The following is a 12,340-nucleotide window of genomic DNA, read 5'->3' as shown; positions in this document are numbered from 1 at the left end:
AAAAACACGCCTCGAAGGCGTGTTTTTTTACCTGGTAACGGAATGGAGGCGCTTGGCGATCGCTTCCACCAATTCTCTTGTTGTCTTGGGAAGATTGGATTTCAGAATGGAGTTAATCATGGGGCCCTTCACACCATGGGCAGTGATGTCGAGACACCCCGTCATTTTCGTACGTGCCTCCCCCAATGCTTTTGCTTTGAAGTAGCCATGTCCAGTAAAATTCCCGCTTATCCCCGTCAAGGTAAACTTCACCTCGGTCGGAGGCGTCCATTCGGTGATATCCACTTGCAGGCTGATCGTCTTCTTCATGATGCCGATATCTCCTGTAAACGTCCAAGCGACACGACGTTCATTGATTACCTCGTGGCTGATGTAGCCAGGTACCAGTGGAACCCAATTCTCCACTATACTCACAAACTGCCATACCGCCCCGATGGGCAAGTTCAGCTCCACATCATGTATTCCTTGAGGCATGATTGCTCATTCCTTCCCCAGTGTTCTTTGGTATCTTGTTATGTTTATTGTCGGAACACGGGAGATATTTCAGGAATATGGCAGGTTAATCCCACCAAAAATACCAAACATCCTGTTTCATTAAATAATCAGCGTAATGCCCTAATGAAGGCAACTCATCCAAGACGTACTGACAAAAGATGAAATGCTCTTGCGCCAGCTTTAAGGCCTCCTCGTAGGTCTGCGGTCTTGAACCGGCTTGAAAAATCCAAGTATCTTCTGTCACAGCGAGAATCTTGATTCCATACGCCTCCTGCCAGTGCTTCACGATCACCGACTGGTAAACGGGTAATGGGCATTCATTGTAGCCGCCCATTGGGACCCACAACGGTGCTTCATAACCGGATGCTAACGGCAATTCCATGACAATCAGGGCATCATCTTCTAACCGATCCTGCACCCATTTTTCACTTATGAGAAAAGACTCCGTCTCTGTTTCACTGAGTTGTTCATTGAGGAGTTCATTCCCTTCCCATATAAGGGAATATGCCTTATAGATGCCTTCAAAGTTCTTTCCTTCCAAGCTTTTCAACTCAGATGCAATGTCTGTATACAAAAGGCGAGATTCCACAATTCGCCGAAAGACATCCTCAACGGATAAACGGTGAACTTCCTCGAGCTGGTTATGTACATAATCAGAGAGTGATCCCTCTTCGTCCACTGCTTCTTCTATCATCTCTAGTATATTATAGCTAGGCAGGACCAAGATGCTGTGCTTATCTGCCTTTGTAGCAGGTACCGAGAACTCTTCCGCAGCAACCACTTCTATGTCACATTCCTTTAGGTAATTGGACAACTCTTCTACCATCGTCACACCTCTTTTTTTCTGTTGTTTTTGTTCAAAGCATAGGACTCCTCATCTATTTTACTTCAATTTCCAGATACAGTGGAAATGAACAAAAAGCAAAAAGAAAAATGCTTGGATTCCCAAGCATTTAAGATTTGGCAAGAAACTGTTCCGTAAAGATTTTCAGCAAATATTCGAGTGTGATCGGATCACTATAAGTGGAAGCTTCTGTGTCAATCTCAATGATACGATCTTGTTTGACAGCCGGAATGTTTTTCCATGTCGCAGATTCCAAGAAATCATTGGTACTACCGTTTCTTCTGCTAAGGACGAGATAATCACCAGCATATTCCGGAATTGCTTCCGTCGACAACTTATAGTAACCAGGACCGAGAACGTCCTTTTTTACTTTGTCCGGCATGTTTAAGCCCATCGCTTGATAGAGGATTTCCGTACCACGCGCCCAGTTATTTCCGAAAACATAAAAATCTTTCGTGTCATACTCGATGACAGATACTGTTGCATTTTCACCGATTTTCGTTTTAATTTGTTCACCGGCTGTTTTTGCACGGTTCTTGAAATCATCAATCCACGCCTGGGCTTCCTTTTCCTTGTTCAACAGCTTGCCGATCTCCAACTGCTGCGATAAGTAATCCAGCTTGCCCCACGTAAACACGACAGTCGGCGCAATTTTGCTAAGCTGATCAAGATTTTTCATTTCCGATCCCGCTACAATCAGATCAGGTTTCAGAGCAAGAATTTTCTCCAAATCTGCATCCGATACGACTTCCACATCTTTTAATTTTTCTGTAAAAAGCGGATTTTGCTTCGTCCATTGATCTACTCCGACAAGTGTACCCTTCATCGATACAATATTCGGGGCATTTGTAAGTCCGACGATTCGTTTCGGTTGTGCCGGAACCTCAACAGGTCCTTTTTCAGATTTGTAAATTACGGTTCCCTCTTTCGCTTCGTTGCCTTCCGCTGGTGTCGCGGGCTGTGCAGGTTGAGCCTGTTGAGACCCACAAGCGCCAAGCAAGAGCATGAACATCATAATGAAAGGAATGAATGCTTTTTTCATGGTAAGCGATCTCCTTACTCCTGATACTAATTTTACGATAGTGATTATCAATCTCAATCACTCAACTACTATAGTCATTTCTCTTCTACTTGTCAATATTGGAAACTTCACGAGGTTTTGCCTTCGCTAATTTGCGCAGAACGTGAAAAAAGAGATAGTTCATCCCTTTTGCTTGATAGGCAGTCTGATTGAAGCTCCCGATCAGATATACCTCCAAGTTGGGAAAATAAAGCATGTAGCTGCCACTCGCCCCTAAGTGTCCCCACCCCGTATACTTTTGCGTAAACGGAAGAAAACGCATCTGCATGAGTCCATAGCCATAATCCATGCCGATCCGCATGTTGTTCCACTGCTGCATAATCTCGAGCGTTTCTTTTTTGATCATCTGATTGTAGACGAGTGCTTTCATGAAACGCAGCTGATCTTCCATTGTACTTACGGTTTGCCCTCCCGAGTAAAAACTGCTGAAGCTGCGGTAGTTTTCTACGTTTATTTTTATCCCATCCAAATAGAGATGGGCTACCGGATGCTCGCTTTTGATGACGGGCTTGGAATACTGCGATAAATAAGAGTAATTCATTTGTAGGGGCTTAAAAATGTAGTCATGGAGAACTTCGTGGTAGGGCTTGGCAGTCACCTTTTCAATCACGAGCCCTAACAGATTGTACCCTGTGTCTGTATAATGAACGCGTTTCCCAGGCTCAAAGCGCGGCTGTAAGTGCTTTTTCGACCATTGTATGGTTTCTTGCGGCGTCCAATATCGTGAGGAATCCTCCAAAATCTCTTCAAGGAAACCTTTCCCCCGCTTCGGCTTTTCTTCAAAGAAATCAGGTAATCCAGAAGTATTGTTGAGTAGATGCTTGATCTGAATTTCGTTTGTGTAATCTTTTCCTTTCCAGATGTGGAGATCTTTTCGAATCTCAGTGGGTAAATAGTTGGCAATGGGGTCTTCAAACGTAACGAGACCTTTTTCTGCTAGGATCGATACGATAACAGCCGTAAAAACCTTGCCCACGCTAGCCGTGTGATAGGGTTGATTCGGGTTGGCTGTCGCTCCATCTGTATTGCCAGCCGCTATTGTCCAGTGGATATCCAGCTTATCGGAATGGATTAACAGATACACATTGTGCAGTCGTGGATCAGAAGCTACTTTTGCCTTCAGGTTGCTCTCTATTTCACTCCTTATCATTTCATTGCTCATTTGTCTCCCCCCACTTCGTTCACCAGCAAGGACTTATCCGCCCGCTACTGATTAAGCTATGTGCATTCGCTTGCCCATTATGAACAGAGGAAGCTTTCAGAAGCAGGCGTGCTGCGATCTGGATCGAATTGCTTACCCGCCACTTCATCATTGTCTGGAAAGAAGTCGTATTTTCATCATGTGCGACCACGCAAAAAAACTGCACCCCATTGTGAAACACATAAACGAAAGGTGCAGTTTATAAGCTTATTCCCTCTATATCATGGAGACTTTTTGCCTGATTTCATTCAGAACTTCTTCCCAGTGAAGCTTCATTTGCTCCCTTGTGTTCATGTGATCCAAATTCTCTTGATGAAAACTAATTGTCGTTCGGTCAGGCTTGTCGGATAGCAGCCGGATTTGCAATGTGGACGGCTTTTCCCATTCCTTCATCGACCACTTTAAACGAAACTGCTGGAGCGGCTTTACAACACGAAATTGACCCGATATTCCATCGCTGGAAGTAAAGGTCTCCCCCTCGCTAAAGGTAAGATTCGATACATGTCCAAGCCATAACTTCACCCCTTCGGACGAGGTTAAAAACGCCCAAGCCTGTTCTGGGGTAATGGGCATCGTCCTGCGTACACCTACTTGGAAGCCTGTCGCTGCCGTTTGTCCAACGATTTTGCTTGATTCGGTTTTTTGATCCTTCATCGGGACACCTCGCCAATCTTGTTTGATTTTACTCCGTACTTGGAACCAAACTTTTATTCTCGAATGTCTTCGAGAGCACAATTAAAGGTGTTGAAAATCCGTAAGCATGGCATGTATCCAAAAAGGCAGCCAGTGATTCGGTCGTCTCAGTCAGCACCTTCATCAAATAATTGTACTCCCCGCTGATTCTGTAGAGATCGACAATCTCAGGTGCTCGTTCGCAAAATGCAATGAAATCCTTACACACACTCGTTTTAAACAGGACAAATGCAGTTGTGTGCTTGCCGAGCTTCTGGGGAGAAAGCTCCGTCCGATAAGCAGTTATGACGCCTTGCTCCTCCATTTTTCGCACTCTCTCCGTTACAGCTGGCTGCGACATCGCGATCATGCGGCTCAACTCGGAAATGGGGATCCGGGCATGATCGTGAAGCACCGACAAAATTTTATGATCGATTTGGTCCATCCACACAACACCTCACTTTTCGAAAGTAGAATACCTAAAACAAATGAATTTCTAAGGCATATGACTTGAAATCCCTTCAAAAGCTTATGTAAATTGTATGCGATCTCCCATAAAATGTCACTCATAAACAGAAGAGGAGAATGAGAACATGACATTTACCGTAAACGCCCCCATAAACATTGGCAGCTTGCGCTTAAAAAACCGGCTCATCATGTCGCCCATGCAGCAGTATAGGGGGACTCCTGAAGGTTTTGCCACGGACCATCATATCGAATTTTACAGCCGCAGGGCCAAGCATGTGTCGCTGGTGATTGTGGAATCGACCGCCGTCTCATCCAACGGTAGACTGTTTCACAACGACATCGGCATTTTTACAGACCAACATGTGGAGCCTTTGCGCAAAATAACAGAAGCTGTTCACTCTCAGCACACCCCGATCTTTATCCAGCTGTCACACGGCGGAAGGAAGGCTTCGCCTGATGTAACGAAGCAATTGGTCGCTCCAAGTGCGATTGCGTACGATGATTACTACGGAACGCCTAAGTCGCTGACTCCTGCCGAAATGAAGGGCATCGTCGAAGAATACCGTTTGGCGGCAAAGCGAAGCGTCGAAGCAGGCTTTGATGGCATTGAGCTTCACGCGGCGCACGGATTTTTGCTTCATCAATTTTTATCGCCTTTGTCCAACACGCGGACGGATGCGTATGGTGGTACTCCCGAGAACAGGGCACGATTTCTGAAAGACGTACTTCTGGCCATTCGAGCCGAAGTGGGACGGGATTATCCGGTTATCATCCGTGTTTCCGCTACAGATTTTGTCCAAGGCGGTCTAACCCCAGAAGACTGGGTGCAAATGCTAAAGCCGCTTGAGCCCGAATTGGACGCGATCGATGTCTCTACAGGGGGACTGCTCCCAATCCAGCCTAGTGACGTCTACACGGCTTATCAGTTGCCTCACGCAGCCGCGATCAAACAACATTTCAGCATTCCGGTCATTGCCGTGGGAAAAATATATAGCCGCAGTCTCGCCAATCGAATTCTCGAAGACCAACTCGTCGATAGTGTCGCGATTGGTCGCCCTCTCTTGGAAGACCCTGATTACGCAGAACGCCTTTTGATCCCATGATCCTACAAAAAACACGCCCAAGATTGGCGTGTTTCCTTTTTTAAAGGTTTTTCATGACCATCAAATAAAGGATGACAACTGCTAACAGCTCTTTCGTTGCATCAAGGTAATTGCCGGATGGTTTGTTCTCTTATCGTTTTTAGAGGAGAAAAGCTGCATTCGAACGAAATCTAAGGAATACGCATGATATATCCCTGAAGAGGAGCATGACCATGACGAATGAAGAGGTAAAAGGAATCATTGAAAATTATGTGCGGGCCTATAATTCATTTGATGTCGAAGGTATGGTGAAACTCTTGCATTCGGATATTGTGTTCAGGAATTATTCCAACGGTGAACTGGACACAGAAACAACAGGAATAGAAGCGTTTAGAGAGCTAGCTGAAAAGTCTGCGAAAATCTTCTCGAGTCGGCGTCAGACTATTCTCACCTGCCTCGTGATGGATGACAAAGCAGAAGTGCAGATTGATTATGAAGGAACCCTCGCGATTGATTTGCCAAATGGACTCAAGGCTGGAGATACGCTCCAATTAAAAGGGAAATCGATATTTATGATGAAAGAAGGCAAAGTCTCCCTGATTGAAGATTACAGTTAAGAACATGGCAAAAGAAATACACCGCCCTCATGATATCGACACAGGAATGACCCGAATTTGTTCACTTTCTTCATCAAAAAAAATGTTAGGATAGAGGCATCACTTCATAAAAAATGAGGAGAGTCACAAGTGCGGGTACATCCAATTTACTTTTTACGTCTTACAGGCCTACTCGATGGTCTTTCCTTATTAGTATTGATGGGCATCGCGATGCCCTTGAAATACGTGTGGGGCTTAGACAAAGCCGTAACCATCATAGGAAGTATTCACGGCGGGATATTTTGCTTGTATGCCCTGGCGATACTTTATGCGGCCATTCGCGTGAGATGGAGCCTGCTCTGGTCTCTTGCTGCGTTACTCGCCGCTTTTGTACCGTTTGGGAACTTCTTTCTGGATCGCAGACTGAAAACGGCACAGGATGTGTATCTTCTGAAGCCATTTAATAATGTGCTGCTCGTATACGGCATCGTTTTTTTCTCGTTCTTTGATTTGTTCTCGCAACTTCCGGTCATGAGTACATTTGCTGCTTCCGTAGGTGCCAGCTCATTTGTTATAGGCTTTGTCATCGGTCTGTATTCGCTAGCCAATACCTTTGGCAATATTATCTCAGGCATGCTGACAGATAAGGTTGGTCCATCCAAACCACTGTTGATCGGATTGGTTTTATCAAGCTGTGCCTTGCTGCTGTATCACATCGTCGATCAGCCGTTTCTGTTGATTATCGTGCGAATCGTTCACGGATTTGTCGCTGGTTTGATCGTTCCTGCTGCTTTTACTTTCTCTGCGAATAACACTACACATGAGCAGCAAGGGCGAAAGGTTGCTTTCACCGGTGCCTTTGTGGGACTCGCAGCGATTATCGGACCTGCATTCAGCGGCATTATGGCAAGCAAAACCTCCGTGCCTTTTGTCTTTACATGTGTAGCTGTTATGGGCTTTTTCCTAGCCATCCTGTCCGTTATTTTTCTGAAATCCACTCAGGCCTGCAAGAAAGAGAAGCTTAAGAAGGACGTTCCAACCTCAGCCTTGATCTTCAATGCCGGGATCATCAAGGCTTACGGCGGTGCCTTTTTGCTTATGTTTTCACAAGGTGTGATCGCTTACCTGTTGCCCTTGCATGTGCAATCGCTTGGATACGATTCGAAATTAAGCGGTACATTAATGAGCACGTTTGGGATGATTGCCGTCCTGCTTTTCGTGCTTCCGACCAATCGGATTTTTGATCGTGTAGCCCCTTCGAAAACGATGGCCATCGGAATTGGCTTCATGGGCGTGAGTCAGCTGCTTATTGGTCAATCCAACACGACATTGGCACTGTACTGCATGTTGGGACTATATGGGATAGGCTTTGCTCTCTTGTTTCCCTCTGTCAATACGATGCTCATTCAATCGACGCCGCAAGAATTGCGGGGGAAAGCACACGGTTACTTATACGCCTTTTTCTCTCTCGGTGTGGTCGTAGGCTCAGGCCTGTTAGGTTGGCTGCCCTTCTCCATCGAGGAAGGATTTCTGTTCACAGGAAGCTTGCTTCTCGTGTTTGCCGCTTTCATTGCCATGCATAAGCAGCGAGAACGATTGTTGAATCAATAAAATAATCAATAGTAGCCTTCATTTGTAACAACAAAACCTCCTCAACCACTAAGCTAGTGGCGAAGGAGGTTTTGTGCTAATGCTTTCAAGCGCAGAATCACTGCGAATCAGGCATGCAGCCAACAGACCAATCCCTAGTACGATTGCAAGCAGTACAAAAGTAAGTCCATAGCTGCCAAAATTCATAAAACGTATGGACAATATCGGCCCAAGACTTGTTCCCGAAAACAGGATAAACGTATAAACTGAAACCGCAATTCCCCGCGATTTGCCCCCTAGCTGTCCAATAAGCGTGATCAGGGAAGGAACGGATAACGCAATTCCGGCAACGAAAAGCACACTCGTACCGATTAAAAGAGACAAGTTAGAAATCATACCGAGGGAAGCCATACTGACCACTGCCAGACCTAATCCGCAGCGTAGCACGGTACGTAAACCAAACCGTTTTGCCAGCCCGCCCGCCATCGGAGAAATGAGCATGCCCACTACGCCAATCGTTCGAACAAACAGAATCTCCTTGTTGCTAAGCCCAAAATCAGATCCCGCCAAATAACTGCCCAAAACCGTATACATATTAACGAATGACATAAGCAATACAAGAGCAATTATGTAGCCCAAGACGATATTTTTTTGTTTGAATAGGGAGGGAATTTGCTTAATCGGCTCCCAAATATGAACGGTAGCAAGGGGACTCTCTTCTTTTGGCAGCCACCTCATCACCACGAGCAGCGTCACGAAATAGATAGCAGCAAGCATATAGAATACGGCGTGCCAACCGTATTGTTGACTCATTACGGTACTGATCACTTGACCAATGATTCCTGCCGCCAAAAATCCTGTGCTGATAAATCCGATTGCCGTTACCCGTTTTGCCGCAGGGAACATTTCCACAGCATAGGCGAGCGCAACAGGCGAGAACGTAGCAGCGGCAGCACCTTGCAAGCTCCTGAGGACAATGATCCATGCGAAATCATTTGCACTACCAAGCAACAAAGAAAAGAGAGCCAGGGCAATCATCCCGATCACAATAACGTTCTTGCGGCCATACTTTTCGGACAACGGTCCATAAATCAGGCACCCAATGGCAAACCCAACCGAAAATGCGCTGCCTACTGCTGCAGCCTGTGTCAATGTAATACTAAAAAGATCGGCAAATATGGTCATAAGGGGAATCGTAACGTATAAGCTCGACATAACGACGATTCCAGACCAGCATAGGATTGCCGTCATGAGTGAGTAGTTTCGCTGTGACATCGCACACCTCTTTTTCAAATATGTACACACATTATAGTTAGATTATCTAATTATATGCACAAAAAAATATGATCTTATCTTCCCACCCCCAGTTTCTTTTCCATGCTACTATTCAACTTCATCAAGATTTTTTCCAGCAGCATCCGTTCCTCCTCTTCTAATTCACTCATAATGGAGGAGCATGCAGACCAAAAAACTGGCAGTGCTCTGGCTACTAATTCTCTGCCTTCTTGAGTTATTTTGACATGAATCTTGCGACCATCCAGCGTGCTTTGCTCCCTGATTATCCAGTGCCTTTTTTCCAGCCAGTCAAGCAAAGCTGTAACAGAAGCACGCCGAATGCCCAGCCTGTCTGCAAGCGAAGAGGGAGTGATAAGTTCTCTGTCTTCATGTAACGTAAGCAACAGCAATACGTCCCATTTACACTCCGTTATGCCGAATTTCTCCAAATTCAAATCAATGACGTCTATGGCGTTATCCCCCAGCCATAGCATCAATAACCCCAAATGAGCCAATTTGCGATCCGTATTTTGCAGAGCTGTTTTTTCCATCAGATTCAAATACGGCTGAATACCAAGTTTCGGCAATTGATCGGATGTATGCTCACACTTGTTTTTTCTGCTCATGATCCACCTTACATATAATTAGATTATCTAACTAAAATAAATGTAATGGATTCTTTTGGATTTTGCAACCCCCCATTCCATCTCTACTTCACCTGGCTTAACTTCTCGATCGCCTGCTCTTCGGTCGGCAAGAAAAAGATGTCGTTTCCGTTGTTCGATTCATAGATGAAGTCTTTTAGACTTTTACTTGTGTACACCGAAAAATCTCCTACAATTGCCACTTTCACCCGATAATTGATGAACTTCTGAAGGATTTCCCCAGCAAAGCGCGTTTTCAAATCGAAAAAGCTTTCGTTCAGCAATGATTTGTTGAGAACGATACGCTCACTGTCTGCTTGATAATGTACCGTCGCAATCAGGTCCAATGCAGACTGCACATCCTCAATAATTACCTCGCTACCACTCACAATGGCGATATTTTTCCCGCCAGCTTCTACCTTTGTAATATTCATGTGTACCCTCCTCATCTTCTATTGGTCATCTGCCTTACAAAATCCTCACAAATATATCGGTTGTCTTCACTGTTTGCTGGCGAAACGCCCGCCACTCGAAAGAAGCTCAAGCCCACAACCATCGCCATGAGCCCGTAGGCAGCGCTTTGCGAATCCTCTACGGACATAAGCCCGGTTTGCTTGCCGTATTCAAAAATCTTGGTGATGCCCTGCAAATCTCTCGCATAACTGTTCGCAACCACTTCTTGCAGCTTGGGGTCCAATGCGGCTTTGGAGAAGAATTGGACAAAGAGCCTTGCTTGATCTTCATGGGGGATGTACATCTCAGCGATGCCATCCAGCTGCGAAACATTGATCCGTTTTTCCTTGTCGTTCACGTATGGCGGCAAGATATGCGTAAGCGTTACATCCATCATTTCCTGGGCGGTCATGGTGTTCTCAATATCAGACCCGATTTTCAAGCCATAGTAGGCCAAGAATGCCTGAAAAGCTTCACTCGTCAAATTATCCTTATTCTTAAAATAATACGTGACAACACCTTTTGAGCAGTCCGCATACTCCGCCACCTTATCCAGCGTCATGCCATCAATCCCGTGTTTGCTAATACAAGTGAGGGTCGCGTTGATGACATCTGCTCGGCGCTTTGGTTCCATTCCTAATTTGGGCATGATTTTACCTCAATTTATTTATACTGTACGGTCGGAATAAAAAAAGTGTACACCATGATTTTCCAGTCTGTCAAATAAAGAGGCTCCACAACACAAAAAACACGCTTACACAGCGTGTTCCATCCTGACGTTACATGGCAATCGCTTGGCGACTGATCCGATATTGCCCCGGTGTCAGCCCCGTCCATTTCTTGAAAGCATTTTGAAAGGCACTTGGATCTGAAAAATGCAGCAAATACGCAATCTCTCCAATGGAATGCTCCGCTTGCTGTAAATACCCCATCGCCATTTCTTTACGGACATTCGTGGACAATTCATGATAGGAAGTATCCTCAGCCTTTAGTTTCGCTTGCAGGGATCTCGTACTCATATGAAAAGCAGCAGCAGTCTGCTGTAAAGTCGGAAAAGCCGCAGGCATACATCCCATCATCCATTGAAACACGCGGTCCGAAAATTCCCGCCCCCTGATCAGCTTCTCCCTAATTTCTTCCGCGATTGGTTCAAAAGCTTTACGCAGCCGGACATCCGAGTACAGAATCGGGTATTGCAAAACTTCTTTGCCTACCAAGAGCCCATTTTCTTCTTCACCAAAGTGAGGCTCCATTCCGAACAAATTCAAATACGGAGCGATATCATCCGTAGCGTCGTGTGTGAAATGTATCGCCTGTAACGGAATAGACCGATGACTCATACGAACGATCAAGTGGTACAAGGAGCTGACCATGTCCTCCATGCAATGTCGAGAAACGCTCCTAGGGCTTTGTCTATGAAACCGCAGGAAAACATGGTTCCCCCGCTCTTCCCAATCCAGCTCGTACCCGCTGCAAAGGATCACGTGATACCGCTGATAAGCCTTCAATGCATCGACGATTTTTTCCGAATGCATCATGACATAGCCAAGAATGCCCAGATCGGCAATATCGGTTAACTGCCCTTGATGCAGTCCGAGATGATCATCCTGCGTGTAAATGGCCGCTTCCTTCATCAAACGCTCGAGCTCCGCTTCATCAATGCGCGCCTCTACATCTTTTAGCAAGCTGCTATCGAAAGAAATATGCTCACAAAAACGTTCAAAATCAAGCTTCTTGTGAGTAATTGTCTTCATAATCGGATACACCATCGAAATCGCAAACCCATGCGCATTTTCCAAGTACGGAACCTCCTTTGCGTGAATCCACAACATTTATGCGCTCTCGATCATTCCTCTGTTTCCTTCCACACGATATGCTGAATACAGTTCAGTTTACCACGATCTGTCGCTTATGGAATCAACTCTACAGGGGGATATGA

At 45.5% G+C, this 12,340-nt stretch carries 14 protein-coding genes; 3 read left to right on the top strand and 11 right to left on the bottom strand.

All coding sequences use genetic code 11. The features are described from left to right. Positions 1 to 27: 27 nt before the first annotated feature. The 6 genes from C7R91_RS24420 to C7R91_RS24395 all read right to left on the bottom strand — a co-directional run bounded on the left by C7R91_RS24420 (position 28) and on the right by C7R91_RS24395 (position 4,738). The gene (locus tag C7R91_RS24420; protein ID WP_047070666.1) at positions 28 to 474 is read right to left on the bottom strand and encodes an SRPBCC family protein; all 447 of its coding nucleotides are present in this window, start codon (positions 472 to 474) and stop codon (positions 28 to 30) included. An 85-nt stretch (positions 475 to 559) separates the two neighbouring features. After that, a complete protein-coding gene (locus C7R91_RS24415) occupies positions 560 to 1,321 on the bottom strand; it encodes a DUF4253 domain-containing protein (RefSeq protein WP_047070665.1) in 762 nt (253 codons plus the stop codon). 127 nt (positions 1,322 to 1,448) lie between these two features. Next, positions 1,449 to 2,381 carry an iron-hydroxamate ABC transporter substrate-binding protein gene (locus C7R91_RS24410; protein WP_047070664.1) on the bottom strand — a complete coding sequence of 311 codons (933 nt, stop codon included), beginning with the start codon at positions 2,379 to 2,381 and terminating at the stop codon, positions 1,449 to 1,451. Between the two features lie 85 nt (positions 2,382 to 2,466). Next, positions 2,467 to 3,582 (bottom strand): serine hydrolase domain-containing protein, encoded by a 1,116-nt coding sequence (locus tag C7R91_RS24405; RefSeq protein WP_047070663.1) that lies wholly within the window; start codon positions 3,580 to 3,582, stop codon positions 2,467 to 2,469. 255 nt (positions 3,583 to 3,837) lie between these two features. Then, the gene (locus C7R91_RS24400; protein WP_047070662.1) at positions 3,838 to 4,275 is read right to left on the bottom strand and encodes an SRPBCC family protein; all 438 of its coding nucleotides are present in this window, start codon (positions 4,273 to 4,275) and stop codon (positions 3,838 to 3,840) included. Between the two features lie 28 nt (positions 4,276 to 4,303). Next, positions 4,304 to 4,738, bottom strand: coding sequence for an Lrp/AsnC family transcriptional regulator (locus tag C7R91_RS24395; protein ID WP_047070661.1), 435 nt, complete (start codon positions 4,736 to 4,738; stop codon positions 4,304 to 4,306). A 148-nt stretch (positions 4,739 to 4,886) separates the two neighbouring features. Between C7R91_RS24395 and C7R91_RS24390 the strand changes: the two genes are divergently transcribed. The 3 genes from C7R91_RS24390 (at position 4,887) to C7R91_RS24380 (ending at position 8,050) form a co-directional block, all read left to right on the top strand. Beyond that, the gene (locus C7R91_RS24390; protein ID WP_047070660.1) at positions 4,887 to 5,864 is read left to right on the top strand and encodes an oxidoreductase; all 978 of its coding nucleotides are present in this window, start codon (positions 4,887 to 4,889) and stop codon (positions 5,862 to 5,864) included. 212 nt (positions 5,865 to 6,076) lie between these two features. After that, positions 6,077 to 6,460 (top strand): nuclear transport factor 2 family protein, encoded by a 384-nt coding sequence (locus C7R91_RS24385; protein ID WP_047070659.1) that lies wholly within the window; start codon positions 6,077 to 6,079, stop codon positions 6,458 to 6,460. A gap of 129 nt (positions 6,461 to 6,589) precedes the next feature. Further along, complete coding sequence (locus C7R91_RS24380) at positions 6,590 to 8,050, top strand: MFS transporter (RefSeq protein ID WP_047070658.1); 1,461 nt, start codon at positions 6,590 to 6,592, stop codon at positions 8,048 to 8,050. Between the two features lie 48 nt (positions 8,051 to 8,098). Here the strand turns inward: C7R91_RS24380 and C7R91_RS24375 are convergent, their stop codons facing one another. The 5 genes from C7R91_RS24375 to C7R91_RS24355 all read right to left on the bottom strand — a co-directional run bounded on the left by C7R91_RS24375 (position 8,099) and on the right by C7R91_RS24355 (position 12,200). Beyond that, positions 8,099 to 9,304 (bottom strand): MFS transporter, encoded by a 1,206-nt coding sequence (locus tag C7R91_RS24375; RefSeq protein WP_047070657.1) that lies wholly within the window; start codon positions 9,302 to 9,304, stop codon positions 8,099 to 8,101. Between the two features lie 74 nt (positions 9,305 to 9,378). Beyond that, positions 9,379 to 9,930, bottom strand: a complete 552-nt coding sequence (locus tag C7R91_RS24370; protein ID WP_047070656.1) for a MarR family winged helix-turn-helix transcriptional regulator — start codon at positions 9,928 to 9,930, stop codon at positions 9,379 to 9,381. A gap of 83 nt (positions 9,931 to 10,013) precedes the next feature. Continuing rightward, entirely contained in the window at positions 10,014 to 10,382 is a 369-nt protein-coding gene (locus tag C7R91_RS24365; RefSeq protein ID WP_047070655.1) for a DUF4180 domain-containing protein, read from the bottom strand. A gap of 11 nt (positions 10,383 to 10,393) precedes the next feature. Next, complete coding sequence (locus C7R91_RS24360; RefSeq protein ID WP_047070654.1) at positions 10,394 to 11,050, bottom strand: TetR/AcrR family transcriptional regulator; 657 nt, start codon at positions 11,048 to 11,050, stop codon at positions 10,394 to 10,396. Positions 11,051 to 11,180: 130 nt separating this feature from the next. Then, complete coding sequence (locus C7R91_RS24355; protein ID WP_047070653.1) at positions 11,181 to 12,200, bottom strand: AraC family transcriptional regulator; 1,020 nt, start codon at positions 12,198 to 12,200, stop codon at positions 11,181 to 11,183. Positions 12,201 to 12,340: the final 140 nt, after the last annotated feature.

It is taken from the genome of Brevibacillus formosus (assembly GCF_003013405.1).
GTDB lineage: Bacteria > Bacillota > Bacilli > Brevibacillales > Brevibacillaceae > Brevibacillus > Brevibacillus formosus.
The sequence above is the reverse complement of the archived record's forward strand: the minus strand, read 5'-3'. Positions and strand labels throughout refer to the sequence as shown.